19 protein-coding genes and 1 tRNA gene are annotated in these 18,736 nt (G+C 67.7%); 11 read left to right on the top strand and 9 right to left on the bottom strand.

Features of this window, described 5'->3' with window-relative positions; translation table 11 throughout:
* Positions 1–43: 43 nt before the first annotated feature.
* Positions 44–403 (bottom strand): BrnA antitoxin family protein, encoded by a 360-nt coding sequence (locus ACT53U_RS03945; protein WP_476152900.1) that lies wholly within the window; start codon positions 401–403, stop codon positions 44–46.
* On the bottom strand, positions 357–668 hold the full coding sequence (locus ACT53U_RS03940) for a BrnT family toxin (RefSeq protein WP_476152898.1): 312 nt from the start codon (positions 666–668) through the stop codon (positions 357–359). Before ACT53U_RS03940 ends, ACT53U_RS03945 begins: the two co-directional genes overlap by 47 nt.
* 236 nt (positions 669–904) lie before the next feature.
* Here ACT53U_RS03940 and dnaG point away from each other — a divergent pair, with 236 nt between their 5' ends.
* From dnaG to panD, 4 genes are all read left to right on the top strand, one after another.
* Positions 905–2,869, top strand: a complete 1,965-nt coding sequence (gene dnaG, locus ACT53U_RS03935; protein ID WP_476152896.1) for a DNA primase — start codon at positions 905–907, stop codon at positions 2,867–2,869.
* Between the two features lie 408 nt (positions 2,870–3,277).
* Positions 3,278–5,266, top strand: coding sequence for an RNA polymerase sigma factor RpoD (gene rpoD, locus ACT53U_RS03930; protein ID WP_476152895.1), 1,989 nt, complete (start codon positions 3,278–3,280; stop codon positions 5,264–5,266).
* A gap of 72 nt (positions 5,267–5,338) precedes the next feature.
* Positions 5,339–5,629 (top strand): HlyU family transcriptional regulator, encoded by a 291-nt coding sequence (locus ACT53U_RS03925; RefSeq protein ID WP_476152894.1) that lies wholly within the window; start codon positions 5,339–5,341, stop codon positions 5,627–5,629.
* Between the two features lie 137 nt (positions 5,630–5,766).
* Entirely contained in the window at positions 5,767–6,117 is a 351-nt protein-coding gene (panD, locus tag ACT53U_RS03920) for an aspartate 1-decarboxylase (protein WP_476152892.1), read from the top strand.
* Between the two features lie 4 nt (positions 6,118–6,121).
* Here the strand turns inward: panD and ACT53U_RS03915 are convergent, their stop codons facing one another.
* Positions 6,122–6,490 (bottom strand): hypothetical protein, encoded by a 369-nt coding sequence (locus tag ACT53U_RS03915; protein ID WP_476152891.1) that lies wholly within the window; start codon positions 6,488–6,490, stop codon positions 6,122–6,124.
* A gap of 179 nt (positions 6,491–6,669) precedes the next feature.
* On the opposite strand from ACT53U_RS03915, the gene ACT53U_RS03910 reads away from it, so the two are divergent.
* Entirely contained in the window at positions 6,670–7,065 is a 396-nt protein-coding gene (locus ACT53U_RS03910; protein WP_476152889.1) for an acyl-CoA thioesterase, read from the top strand.
* Positions 7,066–7,123: 58 nt separating this feature from the next.
* The gene (locus ACT53U_RS03905; RefSeq protein ID WP_476152888.1) at positions 7,124–7,738 is read left to right on the top strand and encodes a LysE family translocator; all 615 of its coding nucleotides are present in this window, start codon (positions 7,124–7,126) and stop codon (positions 7,736–7,738) included.
* A gap of 61 nt (positions 7,739–7,799) precedes the next feature.
* On the opposite strand, the gene ACT53U_RS03900 is transcribed toward ACT53U_RS03905, so the two are convergent.
* Positions 7,800–8,381, bottom strand: a complete 582-nt coding sequence (locus ACT53U_RS03900) for a septal ring lytic transglycosylase RlpA family protein (RefSeq protein WP_476152886.1) — start codon at positions 8,379–8,381, stop codon at positions 7,800–7,802.
* A gap of 287 nt (positions 8,382–8,668) precedes the next feature.
* Positions 8,669–9,448 carry an SIMPL domain-containing protein gene (locus ACT53U_RS03895; protein WP_476152885.1) on the bottom strand — a complete coding sequence of 260 codons (780 nt, stop codon included), beginning with the start codon at positions 9,446–9,448 and terminating at the stop codon, positions 8,669–8,671.
* Between the two features lie 331 nt (positions 9,449–9,779).
* Here ACT53U_RS03895 and ACT53U_RS03890 point away from each other — a divergent pair.
* Positions 9,780–9,855: transfer RNA gene (locus tag ACT53U_RS03890), tRNA-Ile, on the top strand.
* A gap of 22 nt (positions 9,856–9,877) precedes the next feature.
* Here ACT53U_RS03890 and ACT53U_RS03885 read toward each other — a convergent pair.
* Both ACT53U_RS03885 and ACT53U_RS03880 read right to left on the bottom strand, forming a co-directional pair.
* Complete coding sequence (locus ACT53U_RS03885) at positions 9,878–10,126, bottom strand: hypothetical protein (RefSeq protein ID WP_476152884.1); 249 nt, start codon at positions 10,124–10,126, stop codon at positions 9,878–9,880.
* Positions 10,127–10,140: 14 nt separating this feature from the next.
* Positions 10,141–11,121 carry a hypothetical protein gene (locus ACT53U_RS03880; RefSeq protein WP_476152883.1) on the bottom strand — a complete coding sequence of 327 codons (981 nt, stop codon included), beginning with the start codon at positions 11,119–11,121 and terminating at the stop codon, positions 10,141–10,143.
* Positions 11,122–11,350: 229 nt separating this feature from the next.
* Between ACT53U_RS03880 and ACT53U_RS03875 the strand changes: the two genes are divergently transcribed.
* Positions 11,351–12,373, top strand: coding sequence for an adenosine deaminase (locus ACT53U_RS03875; RefSeq protein WP_476152881.1), 1,023 nt, complete (start codon positions 11,351–11,353; stop codon positions 12,371–12,373).
* Between the two features lie 203 nt (positions 12,374–12,576).
* Here ACT53U_RS03875 and ACT53U_RS03870 read toward each other — a convergent pair whose 3' ends face one another.
* Positions 12,577–13,305: a FadR/GntR family transcriptional regulator gene (locus ACT53U_RS03870; RefSeq protein WP_476152880.1), complete on the bottom strand. Its 729-nt coding sequence runs from the start codon at positions 13,303–13,305 to the stop codon at positions 12,577–12,579.
* Positions 13,306–13,525: 220 nt separating this feature from the next.
* On the opposite strand from ACT53U_RS03870, the gene ACT53U_RS03865 reads away from it, so the two are divergent.
* From ACT53U_RS03865 to ACT53U_RS03855, 3 genes are all read left to right on the top strand, one after another.
* On the top strand, positions 13,526–15,256 hold the full coding sequence (locus ACT53U_RS03865; RefSeq protein ID WP_476152879.1) for an L-lactate permease: 1,731 nt from the start codon (positions 13,526–13,528) through the stop codon (positions 15,254–15,256).
* Positions 15,257–15,344: 88 nt separating this feature from the next.
* A complete protein-coding gene (gene lldD, locus ACT53U_RS03860) occupies positions 15,345–16,475 on the top strand; it encodes an FMN-dependent L-lactate dehydrogenase LldD (RefSeq protein WP_476152877.1) in 1,131 nt (376 codons plus the stop codon).
* Positions 16,476–16,761: 286 nt separating this feature from the next.
* Positions 16,762–17,061: a hypothetical protein gene (locus ACT53U_RS03855; RefSeq protein ID WP_476152876.1), complete on the top strand. Its 300-nt coding sequence runs from the start codon at positions 16,762–16,764 to the stop codon at positions 17,059–17,061.
* Positions 17,062–17,176: 115 nt separating this feature from the next.
* Here ACT53U_RS03855 and garD read toward each other — a convergent pair whose 3' ends face one another.
* Positions 17,177–18,724, bottom strand: a complete 1,548-nt coding sequence (garD, locus tag ACT53U_RS03850; protein ID WP_476152875.1) for a galactarate dehydratase — start codon at positions 18,722–18,724, stop codon at positions 17,177–17,179.
* Between the last annotated feature and the right edge of the window lie 12 nt (positions 18,725–18,736).

Raw genomic sequence — 18,736 nt, 5'->3', positions numbered from 1 at the left:
GTCGACGAGGGCAGGGCGCCGAGCGTCCGCCCACCGCGACACATCATTCCGCCGCGTCGGGCTTGCGCCTGGCGCGGCGTTTCTGCGTGTGCGCCATGTAGGAGCGCAGCACGGCGTTGATCCGCTTCTGATAACCGGGGCCGGCCTCCTTGAAGAAGGCGAGCACGTCGTCGTCGAGGCGGATCGAGATCGGCGTCTTGGACGGGGGCACGACGAGGACGGCGTTGTCCCAGTCGGGGTCCATGTCCTCCTGCCAATCGGGATCGGACCGCATCGCCTTCTCGATGTCGGCATCGGTGAGCGCGTCGACGCGCGCCCAGTCGGTCTTGCCCTTCAGTTCGCCGGCGGCGTGCTTCTCACGGATCTCCGCGAGCGAATAGCGCACGATACGCTCGTTCTTCATTCTTCCTCGCTCTTCGCGCCGAAATGATCCGGATGGCGTTGCCGCGCAGGGTGTAGATCACCGCGACGAGGCGCCCTCCGACGAGACCAGTCGCCTGACGGCGCGGCTCGGCCCTGTATTTCAACGCGAAATCCAAATGCGGCTCGAGGAAGATCGCGAGCACGTCCTCGAAGTCGAGGCTGTGCTTGTCGATGTTCGACAGCCGCTTCTTCTCGTCCCACTCGAAGCCGTCGGCATCGAGGGCTGTATCGTATTGGTCGCTCATACGAACTCCCTAGGGGAGATCGACGCTCCAAATTGTGGAGCGCTACTCCCGATTCCGGTTGTCATTCATGGCGTACGCTCTCCTCTGTTCAATCAATCCATCCATCATCTGTGCGTCGTCATCGGCACGCCACCGTGATGAGATATATTTGTATATACAAATTTGGATGTCAATAGGCTCCCCTCCGTGATGGAGCGACGGTCGCTTCCCATCACTCCATCCCCTATACTCCCCCCATGAAATACCCGCCGCACGTCCTCGATGAGATCCGGGCGCGGCTTCCGGTTTCGGAAGTCGTGGGGAGGCGCGTGCGCCTGAAGAAGCAGGGGCGGGAATTCGCCGGTCTGTCGCCCTTCAATCCGGAGAAGACGCCGTCCTTCTTCGTCAATGATCAGAAGGGCTTCTATCACTGCTTCTCGTCCGGCAAGCACGGCGACGTGTTCCGTTTCCTGATGGAGACGGAGGGCCTGACCTTCCCCGAGGCCGTCGAGCGACTGGCCGGCGAGGCGGGCGTCAGCCTGCCCAAGCCCGACGTGCGCGAGGAGCGGCGCGAGCGCCATCGCGCCAGCCTCGCCGACGTCTGCGAGATGGCGGCGCGCTTCTTCGAGGAGAACCTGCGGCTCGGTCCCGGCGCCAACGCGCGGGCCTATGTCGAGAAGCGCCGGCTCGAGGCGCGCACGGTGCGCGAGTTCCGCGTCGGCTATGCGCCGGCCGAACGCGAGGCGCTGAAGCGGCATCTGCTGGCCAAGGGCGTCGACGAACCGTCGATGGTCGACGCCGGCCTCCTCATCAAGCCGGACGACGGTCGGCCGACCTACGATCGCTTCCGCAATCGGCTGATGATCCCGATCCAGGACGAGCGCGGTCGGGTGGTCGCCTTCGGCGGCCGGGCGCTCACCAGCGAGGACAATCCGAAGTATCTCAACTCGCCGGAGACCGAGCTCTTCCACAAGGGTTTCATGCTGTTCAACGGCCACCGCGCGCGGGCGGCGGCCTATGATCAGGGCTCGGTCATCGTGGTCGAGGGTTATCTCGACGCCATCGCCGTCTGGCAGGCCGGCATTCCGGCGGTGGTGGCGACGCTCGGCACCGCCTTCACCGAGGACCAGATCCAGCGCATGTGGCGCTTCGCCGCCGAGCCGCTCGTCTGCTTCGACGGCGACCGCGCCGGCATCAAGGCGGCGCATCGGGCGATCGACCGCATCCTGCCGCATCTGAAGTCGGGCTTCTCGTTCAACTTCGTCTTCCTGCCCGACGGCAAGGACCCCGACGAACTCGTCCAGTTGGGCGGGGCGGAGGCCTTCCGCGCCGAGATGGCGCGTGCCGTGCCGCTCGCCGACGTGCTGTGGGACCGCGAGACGCAAGGCGCGGCGATCGACACGCCGGAGCGCAAGGCGGCGCTCGAGAAGCGGCTCGAGGACCTCGTCCACGAGATCAAGGACCCCCGCGTCCAGCGCGCCTATCAGCTGCGCTTCCGGCTGAAACTCTCCAATCTGTTCTGGACCAGCGAGCGCGGCGAGAGCCGCGGTGGCGGCGGCTGGCAGGGCAAGGGCGGCCGCGGGACCCAAGCCCAGCAGACGATGCCGCCGATGACCGGCGGCGATCTCGTCGGCATCGAACGGGTGGTGCTCGGCCTCTGCGTCGCCTTTCCCGACCTCTTCGAGGTGGCGGCGGAGCGGGTGCTGGCGCTCGACTTCGGGCTCGAGCCGCACGAGGCCTTCAAGCGCGAGCTGCACCGGATGGCGACGGAGGTCTCGGAGATCTCCGTCTCGTCCTTCTACGAGGGGATCGACCCGCGCTTCTTCTTCCTGCTCGAGGAGCTGCACGGCTCGGAAGTGGTCGATGCCGAGGGGCGGGTGATCGAGCCGAGCGGCGGGCGGCTCCGGTCACGCTTCAAGGTGCTCGCCCATCACCCGCCGGAGACCTGGGTGGAGGGCTGCCTCTGGCACTTCCTCGACCGGCTGGAGCTTCGACAGATGGAACGCGACCTCGACCGCGAGGTGGCGATGATCGGCGCCGACGCCGACGAGACGGTGGAGGCGCGCATCCTCGGCATGTCGCGCGACATCGCCCGCCGCAAGGAGGAATACGCCCGCCGCGAGCAGGAGCTGGCGGAAGAGGCGAAGGAAATCCGCCGTTCGCACGGCGAGCTGGTGCCGGCCGGCGGCATCTCGGCCGGCGGGACCCCGCGCGGGCGGTGAGGCCCGGGTCCGGGAAGGTCCGCAGTGGCGGTTTTCGGCGAACCTCGTATGGGCATGATTCGCCTCGATCGAAGAATCATGCGACGAATCACCCTTGCGCAAAGTGATTCGCCCGTTACATATCCCCGTGGATTTCTCTCGCATCGGCGCCGCAATGGATGTGCGCGGGCGGACGGGATCCGGAATTGCGGGCGTTTCCCGTGACTTGCCTCTCTTGCCGCCGGTTGTCCGGAGGCCGGTGGGGCCGGGTGCGTCGGTCGAACAGTGTCAATCGGAGCTTAACCCGAGCACCGTAATCCAACCCTTCGGCGCGTCGAACGCGATCGCTCCCCTCCGGTTTCGTCGATGACGAGGCCGTCGAGGGCGGGGCATCCGTCGGCGGGCAACGGCAATTCCAGGAGACCATCGATGGCAACCAAGGCAGGCGAGACGGAAGAGACCGAGGCCCAGGCCCCCGAGACCCAGGACGGTCCGCTTCTCGATCTCTCGGATGCCGCCGTCAAGCGGATGATCAAGCTCGCCAAGAAGCGCGGCTTCGTCACCTATGACGAACTCAACGAGGTGCTGCCCTCCGAGCAGGTCGCCTCCGAGCAGATCGAAGACATTCTCGCGATGCTCAACGAGATGGGCATCAACGTCGTCGAGACCGAAGAGGCCGAGGCGGAAGAGGGCGAGGGCAAGGCCGAGGACGAGGAGGCCGAGGGCGGCGATCTCGTCGAATCGACCGGTGCCTCGGTGCCGGCGCGTGCCGCCGCGCGCGAGCCGGCCGACCGCACCGACGATCCGGTCCGCATGTATCTGCGCGAGATGGGCTCTGTCGAGCTTCTGTCGCGCGAGGGCGAAATCGCCATCGCCAAGCGCATCGAGGCCGGTCGCGAGGCGATGATCGCCGGCCTCTGCGAGAGCCCGCTGACGCTGCAGGCCGTCATCTTCTGGCGCGACGAGCTCAACGACGGCAAGATCTTGCTGCGCGACATCATCGACCTCGAGGCGACCTACGCCGGTCCCGACGGCAAGAACGCCGGCGGACCGCCGATGGTGCCCGTCGACGGCGAGGAGACCGAGCCGGAAGAGGAGGCCGCCGCCGCCGAAGGCGAGGCCGAAGACGGCGAAGACGACATGGAGGGCAACGTCTCCCTGTCGGCGATGGAAGCGGAACTGAAGCCGAAGGTGCTGGAGATCTTCGATCTCATCGCCGACGACTACAAGAAGCTCGCCCGTCTGCAGGAGCAGCTGGTCGAGGGCCGTCTCAAGAGCGAGACGCTGTCGCCCTCCCAGGAGCGCCGCTACAAGAAGCTCAAGGAAGACCTGATCCTCCAGGTCAAGAGCCTGTCGCTCAATCAGGCCCGTATCGACAGCCTCGTCGAGCAGCTCTACGACATCAACAAGAAGCTGATGGGCTTCGAGGGTCGCCTGCTGCGCCTCGCCGAGAGCTATCGCGTCGGTCGCGACGACTTCCTCAAGAACTATCAGGGTTCCGAACTCGATCCGCATTGGCTGCGTCGCGTCGCCAACCTCGGCACGCGCGGCTGGCGCGAGTTCGTGAAGTCGGAAGGCGACACGATCAAGGAATTCCGCACCGCGATCCAGAACCTCGCCTCCGAGACCGGGCTCGAGATCGTCGAGTTCCGCCGCATCGTCCACATGGTGCAGAAGGGCGAGCGCGAGGCGCGGCAGGCGAAGAAGGAAATGGTCGAGGCGAACCTGCGTCTCGTCATCTCGATCGCCAAGAAATACACCAACCGCGGCCTGCAGTTCCTGGATCTGATCCAGGAAGGCAACATCGGCCTGATGAAGGCGGTCGACAAGTTCGAGTACCGCCGCGGCTACAAGTTCTCGACCTATGCCACCTGGTGGATCCGGCAGGCGATCACCCGTTCGATCGCCGACCAGGCCCGCACGATCCGCATCCCGGTCCACATGATCGAGACGATCAACAAGATCGTCCGCACGTCGCGCCAGATGCTGCACGAGATCGGCCGCGAGCCGACCCCGGAGGAGCTGGCCGAGAAGCTCGCCATGCCGCTCGAGAAGGTGCGCAAGGTCCTCAAGATCGCCAAGGAGCCGATCTCGCTCGAAACGCCGATCGGCGACGAGGAAGATTCGCACCTCGGCGACTTCATCGAGGACAAGAACGCGATCCTGCCGATCGACGCGGCGATCCAGTCGAACCTGCGCGAGACGACGACCCGCGTTCTGGCCTCGCTGACGCCGCGCGAAGAGCGCGTGCTGCGCATGCGCTTCGGCATCGGCATGAACACCGACCACACTCTGGAAGAGGTCGGCCAGCAGTTCTCGGTGACGCGTGAACGCATCCGTCAGATCGAGGCGAAGGCGCTCAGGAAGCTGAAGCACCCGTCGCGGTCGCGGAAGCTCCGGTCGTTCCTCGACAACTGATCGAACCCGCGATCGGCCCCGGCAAGTCCGGGGCCGATCCGTTTCTGCCCCCGAGCAGGCGAGGTGTTCCCGATGTCCCTCCTCAAGCGTCTCTTCGGTCTCGGCGGCGGTGCGGCGGCCTCGAAGGCCGAGCCGGAAGCGCCGGCGGTCGAATGTGCCGGTCACGTCATCCGCGCCACGCCCTACAAGGACGGCGGCCAGTGGCAGCTCTGTGGCGTGATCTCCAAGACGATCGACGGCGTCGCCAAGGAGCATCGCTTCGTCCGTGCCGATCGTTTCGTCGACCGCGACACGGCGATCGAGATGGCCTTCGTCAAGGGCCGCCTCCTCGTCGAACAGCTCGGCGATCGGCTCTACGACTGAGAAATACGGCGGAAAACCGCTGCTGTCGGACGGTCGTCCGGGAGGCTTTCGGGCTGGCCATCACGGCCGCGAAGGTTTAGAAGCCCAATCCCCGGAGACGCCTCGACGGCGTCGCGACCGACCGAAGGGCCCCTCCCATGCTTCTCACGATGATGCGCGCGAAACTCCACCGCGCCACGGTCACCCGTGCCGATCTCCATTACGAGGGCTCGATCTCGATCGATCGCGACCTGATGGATGCGGTCGGGTTTCTCGCCAACGAGCAGGTCGACGTGCTCGACATCGACAACGGCGCCCGCTTCACGACCTATGTCATCGAGGCGCCGCGCGGGTCGAAGGTGATCGGCGTCAACGGCGCGGCGGCGCGCCTCGTCCAGACCGGCGACAAGGTGATCGTGCTCTCCTACGCCCAGATGACGCGCGAGGAGGCGGAGGCCCACGTGCCCACCGTCGCGCTGATGGACGAGGGCAACGTCATCAAGGGGTGAGGCCTCACACCAGCCCGGCGAAGCCGAGGCCGGCGACCACGGAAAACAGCGTCCACTGCGGGAATTCGCCGAAGCCGAGGCGGTGGCGGACGACCATGACGATGTTCCAGGCCGCCGAGGCGAGCGCCATCGCCGTCGCCGCGACCGCCAGCTCCGGCCCGCGCCCCGTCACGGCCGGCCAGAGATAGAACGCCGCCAGCGCCACGAGCTCGATGGAGACGAGGTGCCAGCACAGGTGGGCACCGTATTTGATCTGTCGATCGTCGATCGCCGACGCCATCAGCGGCCGGTCGATGTCGCGCCCGCCAAAGACGACGTGCACGGCGGCGGTGAAGGCGGCCGCGAGGCCGGCGGCGATCCACCAGAGGTTCATGCGTTCTCCCCATCTTCCATCCGAAGGTGTGGCCATCATGGCGAGCGCGAGAGACACGCGCGAGACGGGTGCGTGAGACCCGGTGTCGCAGCTCCGACGTTCGCCATGGTGACGGCACGACCGTTTCTTCCCGGCGGCGACTTGCTCTAACCTGTCGGTGAGAGAGGAGCCCGTCGCGCATGACCGAAGAGACCGAGATCGAGAACCCTCGCGGCGAACTCACCGTCCGCGTCATCGCCATGCCGTCGGACACCAACGCCAACGGCGACATCTTCGGCGGTTGGGTGCTGTCGCAGATGGACGCCGCCGGCGGCATCCGCGGCGTCGAGCGGGCGCAGGGCCGCGTCGTCACCATCAAGGTCGACACGTTGACCTTCATCCGGCCGGTGAAGGTCGGCGATGTGCTCTGCGTCTACACCGACGTCGAGGGCATCGGCCGCACCTCGATGAAGATCCACATCGAGGCCTGGGCGCGCCGCTTCCTCACCGCCACCCGCGAGAAGGTGACGGACGCGACCTTCACCTTCGTCGCGGTGGACGACGACGGCCGGCCGCGGCCGATCCCGGTATCGTGATTTCGAAGGCGTCGTCGCGGCGTGGCAGTCTGCCGGCTCGACACGCGGAGACCTCGCCATGTTCGGATGGGAATTTCTTCTGACCACGCTGATCGTCGTCGCTTCGCCCGGCACCGGCGTCGTCTACACGCTGGCGGTGGCGCTGGGCGCGGGGCGGCGGGCGAGCATCGTCGCCGCCTTCGGCTGTACGCTCGGCATCGTGCCACACCTCTTCGCCGCCCTCGTCGGGCTCGCCGCGCTGCTGCACGCCTCGGCCGTGGCCTTCGCCGCGGTGAAGTGGGCGGGCGTCGGTTACCTGCTCTACATGGCGTGGCGGACGCTGCGCGACGGCGGCATGCTGCGGGTCGAGGCCTCCGGCCCCGTGCGGTCGGATCGGGCGATCGTGCGCGACGGCATCGTGCTCAATCTCCTGAACCCCAAGCTCTCGATCTTCTTCGTCGCCTTCCTGCCGCAGTTCATGAAGGCGGACGATCCGACACCGATCGTCACCATGCTGGGGCTCGGCGGGGTCTTCATGGCGCTGACCTTCGCCGTCTTCGCCGTCTACGGCGTCTTCGCCGCGGCGATGCGCGACCGGGTCGTCTCCAAGCCCTCGGTGATGCGGGCGCTGCGCGGCTCGTTTGCCGCCGCCTTCGTCGGCCTCGGCGCCAAGCTCGCGCTGACCGAGCGCTGAGAAGACGAAAAGGCCCCGGACGATGCCGGGGCCCTTCGATCTTCGTCGGTCGCGAGTCGCGTCAGTTGGCGGCGCGATTGCGGTTCACGAGGTAGGCGTCGCGCTCCTCGAGCGCGACCTTGACCTCGTCGCTCTGGGCGGCCGTCGCCTCGGCCGGCTTCGCGGCGTGGCGGTCCTTGCGGCCGGTCGGGACGGAGCCGGTGGTCTCCGGCTCCTCGGCGGCGGCGACACGGGTCGACGCGGCGTTCTCGCCGGCGGTGACCGTCTCGAGCGATACGCGGGTCAGGCCCGAACCGACGAAGCCGAGTTCGCTCGCGGCCGCCTGCGACAGGTCGATGATGCGACCGCGGACGAAGGGGCCGCGATCGTTGATGCGAACGACCACCGTGCGGCCGTTCTTCAGATTGGTGACACGCATGTGGGAGCCCAGCGGAGCGGTCCGGTGGGCGGCCGTCATGGCATGCATGTTGAAGCGCTCGCCCGAGGCGGTGGGACCGCCATGTTCGGAGCGACCGTAGAACGAAGCGACACCTTCGGCCGCACCGGCCGGCAGCGACGCCGCGAAGAAGAGAGCGCCGCCGAGGAACGCCGAACGCACGACTCCACGCTGCCGCGATGCGGCATCGTCACGGGTGATGATCATTCCGATTTCTCCAAGTCACGGAGCGGACCGGGCGCATGCGCCTACTCGTCCTGCTCGCGGCGACGGCGGGAACCGGGGACGCGCCCCAAGCCGTTCCATCAGACCGTCTGTCAAGACCGGCACCGACCCTCATTTCTCGACGGGTGGTACATGCCGGCTCGCGGGACGCCGGACGACGTATCGGACGTCGGCCGGTGCCGTGATTCCCGGCGCGGCGCCTCTCGCTGCCACGATCCGGGTTATCCCCCGGCGTCTCGCACCGACGCCCTCGGGGGGAATTCCGATGTCTACTTCGTCTCGCGCGGTGCCAGTTCCCAGGTGATGGTCACGGTCGCGGAGATCGACCGGCTGCCGGCCTCGACGGGCACGGCGCGGTCGGAAGCCATGGCGGCCTTGGCGAAGACGCGCGGCATCATCGGCCGGTCGGACGGCTGTTCGCCGATCGACAGGACGCGCACCAGACGCTCGCCGGCGGCGCCGGCCAGAAGCTCGGCGCGCGCCCGCGCGGCGGCGACGGCGGCGAGGCGGGCCTCGTCGCGGCGCTTGTCGGCGTCGGAGACGTCGAAGGCGATGCCGGAGACGGAGTTGGCGCCGCGAGCGACGAGGCGCTCGAGCAGCGGGCCGAGGTCGGCGAGGCGGCGGACCTTCAGCGAGAACTGGTTGGTGACGGTGTAGCCGGTGATGCGGGCGGAACCGGACGAGGCGGTCGACGACGCCCAGACGGGCTGGACCGAGAAATCGACGGTGGCGACGTCGGCCTTGTCGAGACCGGCGGCGCGGGCCTCGGCGACGAGCGCGCCCGCCGCCTCGTCGGCCTTCTTCATCGCCTCGGCGGTGGTGCGGCCTTCCGAGACGATGCCGACCGAGACGTCGGCGATGTCGGGCGTGGCGGACACTTCGCCGGTGGCGGTGACGACGAGGGTGGGGACGACCGGTTCGGCGGCGATCGCGGGACGCGTCAGGGCGAGCGCGGAGAGAAGTGCGATGGTGCCGGCCCGCATCCGATGGATACGTTCCGTCTTGGTGAGCGGCACTTCCTTCGACGTTGCGACGTTCGCGATCTTCAAACCGTGCGACCTCTCGGCTCCGAAACAAAAGCCGCTCGCATGAATCCCTCCACGCAAACGGCTCGACCTGAGGAGATTGCTCAGAAAAAAATGTTCACAAAGTGGCAAGCCGTCTTGCGCAGCCGGCGGCACCCTCCGTGAGGGGCGAGTCGGGGCCGCTTCGACGCCGTCTCGGTGACGCCCGGGGGCCGTCGGCGCGACCACGCGCCACCGCCGGAGCGTGCGTCTCGTCGTCGATGCATCTTGTCAGTCCGCGGTCGATCTGCGAAGACGGCGGCACCCTCGAGGACGGCGGTGTGGCGCCGCCCGCGAGGCCGGCGACCCGGTCGTCGGGCCCGTAGCTCAACGGTCAGAGCTGGCCGCTCATAACGGCTAGGTTGGGGGTTCGAATCCCTCCGGGCCCACCACCCCCCCATCCACGGCCGCGTTTCATCGACTCGAACCGGTGCTGCCGCCCGGGTCGGAGATGTCGATGATCCACGGCCGTAGCGCAGGATGTTCCTCGGCGATCGCCTGGAGTTCGCGGATCGTCGATTTGCTGACCGTAACCCGCAGCTTCCCGGCCGCGGCGGCCTCCTGCAGAGCTTTGTCGATCGCGGGCTCCGCATGGACGTTGCGAAAGAAGTCGGAAAAACGGGCGAGCGCTACGCCCGAACGCCCGGTGGTCTTCGTCGCCATGGTTCAGTCCTCCCTCAGCGCACCAATTGGAAGCGGATCTGTCTGCCGAGATAGCTCGACAGGCCGAAGCGCGCGGCGGTTTCGGCATCGATTCTCGCAGGCCTCACGGCCGGCGCAGCAAAGGTGGAGCGGTTCCATGACTCGAACACGAGTTGCTGCAGTGCTTCCCGATCGCCGGCCGCCGTCAGGTTGACGGTCAACTTGTGGACGTCCGACCGCGAGTTGTCGGACTTCAGCGACGCCTTGGTCAGCGTCACCGGCGCGTTGACGGGCGTATAGGTTATCGAGGGTTCGAAGCCGCCACCGACGTCGGTGGTGAACACCAGTTGCTCGGTCATGGTCGACGAGGTCGAAGCGCGCTTGGTGACCGGTGCGTCGGTCAGCGTCAGGTCGAAGAATGCCCGGACGGTGCGGTTCAGGCCGACGTTTCCGGCAATCGGGTAGACCTTGTTGTCGATCGTCGTGTCGATCTCGTCGCAATAGCGCGGTTGCAGGTCCCAGAGCTTTTCGAACGTGTCGGACGTGTCGAAGGTGCGAATGTTCTGCCGGCTGCGGTTGGCATGGGCGGTCAGACCGAGCGCACCGACGGAGCTGGCCAAGGCGCGGGTCAGTCCGATGTCGGCCGACAGGTCGTTGGTTTCGGTGATGTCGAACTCGAAGTTGTAGGCGAGGCCGGCCTTCATCGTCGTCTCGAAAACGGTGGAGAAGCCGGCGAGGCGCGGTTCGCGCTTGAGTTCGGCCCGAACGACTGGAAGCGAGCGCGGGTCGTCCTTCAGGCGCCGCCCGAAATCGTGCAGCATGGCGACGCCGGGAGCCGAATTCGGATCGGCCGAATGACGGGCGAGCAGCCAATCGCCGAGCACTTCGGCAACGGCATCGCGGGCCTCGCAGCGGACGTGGCGGACGATGTTGTGCGTGCTGACACCGGTGAAGTCGATCGGATCGGGATGCGTGGTGCATCCGGACAGAACGATGACGGAAGCCGACGCGAGCAAGACGGACGATCTCATGGCTCTTCCCCCCGGAAAGTCTGGAATTCCCCCGGATCGGATTGAACCACCGACGCTCTCTGCGAGCAATGAAAAGGTTAAACAACCATTTACTTTCTCGCCATACGGGAAATGTCGTCTGTCGGACTTGTGACCGCGGAAGGGGGCGCCGACCGAGCGTCGACAGGCGTCTCCGATCCGGCGATGATCGCGCGACCCGCCTTCGGAGATTCCCATGCCCGCGCTCGATCCCGCCTTCGCGTCCTTCCTCGTCGGCCTGCCCAAGGCCGAGCTCCACGTCCACATCGAGGGGACGCTCGAGCCCGAGACGATCTTCGCGCTCGCGATGCGCAACGGCGTGGCGCTCGCCTACCCAAACGTCGAGGCGCTCAGGGCGGCCTATGCGTTCCATGATCTCCAGTCGTTCCTCGACATCTACTACGCCGGGGCGAGCGTCCTGCTCACCGAGGACGACTTCCACGACATGGCGAAGGCCTATCTCGACCGGGCGCTCGCCGACGGGGTGGCGCGGGCCGAGATCTTCTTCGATCCGCAGACCCACACGGCGCGCGGTGTCGCCATGGGGACGGTGATCGCCGGGCTGACCCGGGCGCTCGAGGGGGCGCGGGCGAAGGGCCTGTCCTGCGACCTCATCCTCTGTTTCCTGCGGCATCTCTCGGAGGAAGACGCGATCGCGACGCTCCAGGCGGCGCTGCCGTTCCGTGAGGCCTTCATCGGCGTCGGGCTCGACAGTTCCGAGGTCGGTCACCCACCGGAGAAGTTCGCCCGCGTCTTCGCCGAGGCGCGGCGGCTGGGGCTGCGCATCGTGGCGCATGCCGGCGAGGAGGGGCCGCCGGCCTACATCCGCTCGGCGCTCGACGTGCTCGGCGCGGAGCGCATCGACCACGGCGTGCGCTGCCTCGAGGACGCGGAGCTGGTCGCGCGGCTCGCGGCGGAACGGGTGGCGCTGACCGTCTGCCCGTTCTCCAACGTGCGGCTGAAGGTCTGCGAGCGGCTCGAGGATCATCCGCTGCGGCGGATGCTCGAGGCGGGGCTCGCGGTCACCATCAACTCCGACGATCCGGCCTATTTCGGCGGTTACGTCGCGGCGAACTGGCTCGACACCTTCGCCGCCCTCGGCCTCGACCGGGCGGCGGCGATCACCATCGCCCGCAACGGCTTCGATGCCGCCTTCGTCGACGAGCAGGAGCGGGCGCGGCTGAACGGCCTGCTCGACGCCTACGTCGCGGCGGCGTGAGCGCGCCCGGGTCGTCGGTTCCATCGGGTCTTCGTGCAGAGGCCCTTCATCCTGAGGTGCCCGGCTCCGCCGGGCCTCGAAGGGCGAAGGGCCGAGTGGCACGGCCCGTCATGGCTTCGTGTTTCGAGGCTCGCTTCGCTCGCACCTCGACATGAAGCCGAACAGGCGAGCGGCGTTCGCGCGCTCCCTGTTTGGCGTGAGCCTCAGCGGCCGAGCACTTCGGCGCGGCCGAAGCGGCGGAGCGCGCGGCCGATGCGCATCTCCTCGTCCTGCAGGCGCTGGAGCGTCTCGGCGGTGAAGCGGATGTGCTCGGTGGCGTGATGCTCCGCCGCGGCGACGTCGCCGGCGATCACCGCCTCGCCGATCGCCAGATGCTGGGCGAGCAGCACGTCACGGGCGCCGGGCGCGATGTAGAGTTTGCGGCGGCTGTAGAAGACGTCCGAGCGCAGCAGCTCGGAGAAGGCCCGCATGACGTGCAGCACCACGAGATTGTGCGAGGCCTCGTAGATCAGCATGTGCAGATCGGCGTCGCTCTCGGTCTCGGCCGACGGGTCCTCCAGCTCGTGGTTGCGCTTCAGCGCGTCGAGACAGGCGCGGATCGCCTGACGGTCGAGCTCCGTCGCGCGCTCCGCGGCGTGGCGGGCGGCCGGGCCCTCGACGATGGTGCGATATTCGAAATAGTCGGTGACGACGCGGGCATTCGACTGCAGCAGCGTGGCGAGCGGGCTGGTCAGCGGCGTCATGAACTGGGCGACGTGGGTGCCGGCGTGGCTGGTCACCAAGAGACCGCGCGTCGCCAGACGGTCGATCGCCTCGCGCAGCGACGGGCGCGACACCTCGAGCCGTTCGGCCAATTCGCGTTCCGGCGCCAGCCGTTCGCCGGGCCTGAGTGCGCCCTCGAGAATCAACTGCTCGATGTGATCGGCGATCACGTCGGCAAGTTTCTGATTTCGCACAGGTTCCAAATTCGCCTCCCGACGCGGCCGCTTTCTGTCGATCGAACCGGTTCGACCCTACACGGGCGCTCGGTGCGATGCAGCCTTGCAAATCGTATGAAAAACCACTAAGGCGGCTTGGACAAGTTTTTTGTCCACGAAATGAAGTCGGTCAAACCGACCGTGGGGAGCGGAGACCGACAGGGAGGGAAATCACATGGTATGGAACCAGATCTATGACCCGCTCGGCAGCGCGGTGCTGTCGACGCTCGCCGCCGCCCTGCCGGTGGTGGTGATGCTGATCGGCCTCGGCCTCTTGCACATGAAGGCGCACACGGCCGCCATCGCCGGCCTCGTCGCGGCGCTCGGCGTCGCGGTCTTCGCCTTCGGCATGCCGGTCCAGAAGGCGAGCCTCGCGGCCGGCATGGGCGCGGCCTACGGCCTGCTGCCGATCGGCTGGATCGTGCTCAACATCATCTTCCTGCATCGCCTGACGGAAGAGAACGGTCTCTTCGCGGTGTTGCAGCGCTCGATCGCCGGCATCACCGACGACCGCCGGCTCCAGTTGCTGCTCATCGCCTTCTCCTTCGGCGCCTTCTTCGAGGGTGCGGCGGGCTTCGGCACGCCGGTGGCGGTGACCGGCGCCATCCTGATCGGCCTCGGCTTCTCGCCGCTCGCGGCTTCCGGTCTGGCGCTGATCGCCAACACCGCGCCGGTCGCCTACGGCGCGCTCGGCACGCCGGTGATCGCGCTCGCGGCGGTGACCGGGCTCGATCTGATGGATCTGTCGGGCATGATCGGCCGTCAGCTGCCGTTCTTCTCGATCATCGTGCCGTTCTGGCTGATCTGGGCCTTCGCCGGCTTCCGCGGCATGATCGCGATCTGGCCGGCCATCCTGGTCGCCGGCGCCACCTTCGCCGTGCCGCAGTATCTGATCTCGAACTTCCACGGCCCCTGGCTGGTCGACGTCGTCGCCGCCATCGTGTCGATGGTGTCGCTGATCCTCTTCCTCAAGGTCTGGTCGCCGGCGCGGATCTGGACCTCGACCAAGCTCCAGGGTCACGACGAGGACGCCTCCGTCGCCGCCGTCGCCAAGCCGCACGGCGCCATCGTCGGCATCGACTACGACACGATCGACGCCGACACCGGCACGGTCTCGGCCAAGGAACTGGCGAGCCGCCCCGATCGCGGCCTGCTGGTCAAGGCCTGGCTGCCCTGGGCCATCCTGACGGTCTTCGTGTTCCTGTGGGGCATTCCGGCGGTCAAGGGTTGGCTCGACGGCCTGTCGATCCTCAAGTTCCCGCTCGCCGGTCTCCACAACGAGATCGCCAAGGTGCCGCCGGTCGTCGCCAAGGCGTCGCTCGAGCCCGCCGTCTACACGCTCAATTGGCTGTCGGCCACCGGCTCGGGTATCCTCGCGGCGGCTGTCATCGGTGGCCTGCTGATGGGCTATTCGCCGCTGGCGCTGGTGAAGGCCTATGGCCGCACCATCTGGCGGGTGCGCTGGTCGCTCCTGACCATCGCCGTCATGCTGGCGCTCGGCACGCTCACCAAATACTCCGGCATCGACGCGACGCTGGGTCTCGCCTTCGCGCACACCGGCTGGGCCTATCCGCTGTTCGGCACGCTGCTCGGCTGGCTCGGCGTGGCGCTGACCGGTTCGGACACCGCCTCCAACGTGCTGTTCGGCGGCCTGCAGAAGACCACGGCGACGCAGCTCGGGCTCAATCCGATCCTGATGGCGGCGGCCAACTCGTCGGGCGGCGTCATGGGCAAGATGATCGACGCCCAGTCGATCGTCGTCGCCTCGACCGCCACCGGCTGGCAGAACGGCGAAGGCCCGATCCTGCGCTACGTCTTCTTCCACTCGATCGCGCTGGCCGTGCTCGTCGGCATCCTGGTGATGCTGCAGGCCTACGTCCATCCGTTCACCCTGCTGGTGCACTGATCGAACCCGAAGAGCCGGGGGATGGTCCTCCCCCGGCTCTTCGTCCATCATCCGCCTTCAGGCTCTTCGACAGAAAAGGGTACCCGCGATGATCATCTCGTCGGCCTCCGACTATCGCGAGGCGGCGCGCCGCCGGCTGCCGCGCTTCCTGTTCGACTACATCGACGGTGGCGCCAATGCCGAGCACACGCTGAGGGCCAACGTCGGCGATCTCGAAGGCGTCGAGCTGCGCCAGCGGGTCTTGAAGAACGTCGAAAATCTCGATCTCACCACCGAACTCTTCGGCGAGACGCTCGCCATGCCGGTGATGTTGAGCCCGGTCGGGCTCACCGGCATGTATGCCCGGCGCGGCGAGGTGCAGGCGGCGCGGGCGTGTGCGGCGCGCGGCGTGCCCTTCATCCAGTCGACCGTCTCGGTCTGCTCGATCGAGGAGATCTCGGCGGCGGTCGCCAAACCGATCTGGTTCCAGCTCTACGTGCTGAAGGACCGCGGCTTCATGAAGAACGCGCTCGACCGCGCCATGGCCGCCGGCATCACCAAGCTCGTCTTCACCGTCGACATGCCGACGCCGGGCTCGCGCTACCGCGACGCCCATTCCGGCATGTCCGGCCCCTTCGCCGCCCAGCGCCGCATCCTGCAGGCGATGACCCATCCGTTCTGGGCCTTCGACGTCGGCGTCATGGGCAAGCCGCACGATCTCGGCAACGTCTCGAAATACCTCGGCAAGGCGACCGGCCTCGCCGACTACGTCGGCTGGCTCGGCAACAACTTCGACCCGTCGATCGGCTGGTCGGATCTCGAATGGATCCGCGACTTCTGGAAGGGCGACATCGTCATCAAGGGCATCCTCGACGTCGAGGACGCACGCGAGGCGGTGAAGTTCGGCGCGAGCGGCATCGTCGTCTCCAACCACGGCGGCCGCCAGCTCGACGGCGTGCCGTCGACGGCCCGCGCCCTGTCGAAGATCGCCGAGGCGGTCGGTTCCGATCTGACGGTGCTGGTCGACGGCGGCGTGCGCTCCGGTCTCGACGTGGTGCGCATGTTGGCGCTCGGCGCCAAGGGCGTGCTGCTCGGCCGCGCACCGACCTATGCGCTGGCCGCCGAGGGGCAGCGGGGGGTGGAGAACCTCCTCGACATCTTTGCCAAGGAGATGCGCGTCGCCATGACGCTGACAGGCACCACGAAGATCGCCGATCTCGATCGGTCGATCCTGGTGTGAAACGGAGGGGAGAGCCGTTCTGATCGGCTCTCCTGTTCGGCTTCACCCTGAGGTGCCCGGCTGACAGCCGGGCCTCGAAGGGCGAAGCCTCGACGGGCCCTGCCTCTCGGATCCTTCGCCCTTCGAGGCTCGCTTGCGCGAGCACCTCAGGATGAAGGACCTCTGCACGGCGCGGCGACGAGTGCCCTCGAAAGCCGCGCTTTGCGTTTTCCTCGACATTCTCGCGATCTCGGCAAGGGTTTCTCGAGGGTTCGCGGTGCAGGGTCGGGGCGGAGGTTTCCCGCCCTTGTCCCTTTCCGTCTCCTCGATCGCCCTTTCCGGCATGAACGCCGCGTCGCGCCGTATGGAAGCGGCGAGCGTGTCGATCGCCGACATGACGACGTCGATGTCGTCGGGGTCGACCGCCACGACGGTCGCCGCGTCGTCGGGCGGGGCGAGCGTGCCGGGGCTGTTCACGACCTCGGTCGAGGATCCCGCCGCGGCGCTCTCCGACATGCTCGGCGCCAAGATGGCCTATGCGGTGGCGGCGAAGTCGATGAAGGTCGATCGCGAGAACATGCAGGTCCTGCTCGACGCCATGGCGTGATCGCCGCGCTGCACCGGCAGACATGAAAACGGCGGCCCTGCGGCCGCCGTTTCCGCTTGCGTCGCCGGGTGGGTCAGACCACGGCGGCGGGCGGTAGGGAGTTTCGGTGTGCCGATCAGGTCACCGGCGCCGGGTTGAAGAGGGCGAGCGAGTTGCGCAGACCCCAGCGGTCCGACCACGGCTTCTTGCCGCTGGCGACGTCGAGGATCTCGCGGAAGATCCGCCAGCCGACTTCCTCGACCGTCTCGTGGCCGGTGGCGATGGTGCCGGCGTCGATGTCCATCAGGTCGTGCCAGCGCTTGGCGAGATCGGTGCGGGTGGCGACCTTGATCACCGGGGCGGCGGCGAGCCCGTAGGGCGTGCCGCGGCCGGTGGTGAAGACCTGGACCGTCATGCCCGAGGCGAGCTGCAACGTGCCGCAGACGAAGTCCGAGGCCGGCGTCGCGGCATAGATCAGGCCCTTGGTCACGGCGCGCTCGCCGGGGGCGAGGACGGCGCCGATCTGCGACGAGCCCGACTTGATGATCGAGCCGAGCGCCTTCTCGACGACGTTGGCGAGGCCCCCCTTCTTGTTGCCGGGCGACGGGTTGGCGGCGCGATCGGTCTCGCCCGAGGCGAGGTAGCGGTCGTACCAGGCCATCTCGCGCAGCATGGCGCGGCCGACCTCTTCGGTGGCGCAGCGCGGGGTCAGCAGATGGACGGCGTCGCGCACCTCGGTCACTTCCGAGAACATCACGGTGCCGCCGGCGCGCACGATCAGGTCGGCGGCGAAGCCGACCGCCGGGTTGGCGGTGACGCCGGAGAAGGCGTCGGAGCCGCCGCACTGGACGCCGACCACCAGGGCGGAGGCGGGGCAGGGCTCGCGGCGGCGCTCGTTCAGCACCTTCAGGCGGGCTTCCGCCATCTCGAGGATGCCGTCGACCATCGCCTGGAAGCCGACGAAGCGCTCGTCCTGCAGCGACAGGATGTTGGCGGCGGCGTCTTCCTTGGAGAGGTTCGGCATCAGCCGTTCGGGCTGGAGCTTCTCGCAGCCGAGACCGACGACCAGCACCTCGCCGCCGAAGTTCGGGTTCTGCGCCAGGTTCTGCAGGGTGCGGATCGGCACGATCGCGGCGGGGGCGTTGATCGCCACGCCGCAGCCGTAGACGTGGCCGAGGCCGACGACGTCGTCGACGTTGGGGTACTTGGGCAGGAGCGTCTCGCGAATGATCGCGACGACATGGTCGACCACGCCGGCGACGCACTGGACGCTCTCGGAGATGGCGAGGATGTTGCGCGTGCCGACCGAGCCGTCGGCGTTGCGATAGCCCATGAAGGTGAAGCCTTCGAGCGGCTCGTGCTTCGGCGCGGGGCGGGTGGCGAGCGGCAGGGTCTCGAGCGCCGGGGCTTCCGGCAGTTCGATGGCGAACTCGTCGACCCACGAGCCTTTGGGCAAAGGCCGCACGGCGTGGCCGAGGATCTCGCCGTAGCGGATCACCGCCTCGCCGACGGCGACGTCGCAGAGCGTCACCTTGTGGCCCTGCGGCACGTCATCGACCAGCGTCAGGCCGTCGTCGAAGACGGTGCCCTTCTTCAGGCCGCCGGAGTTGACGACGATGGCGACGTTGTCGCGGGCGTCGAGGAAGATTCTGCGGGGACGGTCGGCGGTGTCAGTGGTCGTCATTTCGTGGTCCTC

The organism is Pinisolibacter sp. DMC19 (assembly GCF_056313985.1).
Note: the sequence above shows the minus strand (reverse complement) of the source record. Positions and strands in the feature narration are given on the sequence as shown.

Excerpts from the sequence above, each read along its gene's own strand:
- dnaG (WP_476152896.1), top strand. The coding sequence starts at position 905 with ATGAAATACCCGCCGCACGTCCTCGATGAGATCCGGGCGCGGCTTCCG.
- lldD (WP_476152877.1), top strand. The coding sequence starts at position 15,345 with ATGATCATCTCGTCGGCCTCCGACTATCGCGAGGCGGCGCGCCGCCGG.
- panD (WP_476152892.1), top strand. The coding sequence starts at position 5,767 with ATGCTTCTCACGATGATGCGCGCGAAACTCCACCGCGCCACGGTCACC.
- ACT53U_RS03925 (WP_476152894.1), top strand. The coding sequence starts at position 5,339 with ATGTCCCTCCTCAAGCGTCTCTTCGGTCTCGGCGGCGGTGCGGCGGCC.
- ACT53U_RS03940 (WP_476152898.1), bottom strand. The coding sequence starts at position 668 with ATGAGCGACCAATACGATACAGCCCTCGATGCCGACGGCTTCGAGTGG.
- rpoD (WP_476152895.1), top strand. The coding sequence starts at position 3,278 with ATGGCAACCAAGGCAGGCGAGACGGAAGAGACCGAGGCCCAGGCCCCC.
- ACT53U_RS03885 (WP_476152884.1), bottom strand. The coding sequence starts at position 10,126 with ATGGCGACGAAGACCACCGGGCGTTCGGGCGTAGCGCTCGCCCGTTTT.
- ACT53U_RS03865 (WP_476152879.1), top strand. The coding sequence starts at position 13,526 with ATGGTATGGAACCAGATCTATGACCCGCTCGGCAGCGCGGTGCTGTCG.
- ACT53U_RS03910 (WP_476152889.1), top strand. The coding sequence starts at position 6,670 with ATGACCGAAGAGACCGAGATCGAGAACCCTCGCGGCGAACTCACCGTC.
- ACT53U_RS03945 (WP_476152900.1), bottom strand. The coding sequence starts at position 403 with ATGAAGAACGAGCGTATCGTGCGCTATTCGCTCGCGGAGATCCGTGAG.
- ACT53U_RS03905 (WP_476152888.1), top strand. The coding sequence starts at position 7,124 with ATGTTCGGATGGGAATTTCTTCTGACCACGCTGATCGTCGTCGCTTCG.
- ACT53U_RS03900 (WP_476152886.1), bottom strand. The coding sequence starts at position 8,381 with ATGATCATCACCCGTGACGATGCCGCATCGCGGCAGCGTGGAGTCGTG.
- ACT53U_RS03875 (WP_476152881.1), top strand. The coding sequence starts at position 11,351 with ATGCCCGCGCTCGATCCCGCCTTCGCGTCCTTCCTCGTCGGCCTGCCC.
- ACT53U_RS03915 (WP_476152891.1), bottom strand. The coding sequence starts at position 6,490 with ATGAACCTCTGGTGGATCGCCGCCGGCCTCGCGGCCGCCTTCACCGCC.
- garD (WP_476152875.1), bottom strand. The coding sequence starts at position 18,724 with ATGACGACCACTGACACCGCCGACCGTCCCCGCAGAATCTTCCTCGAC.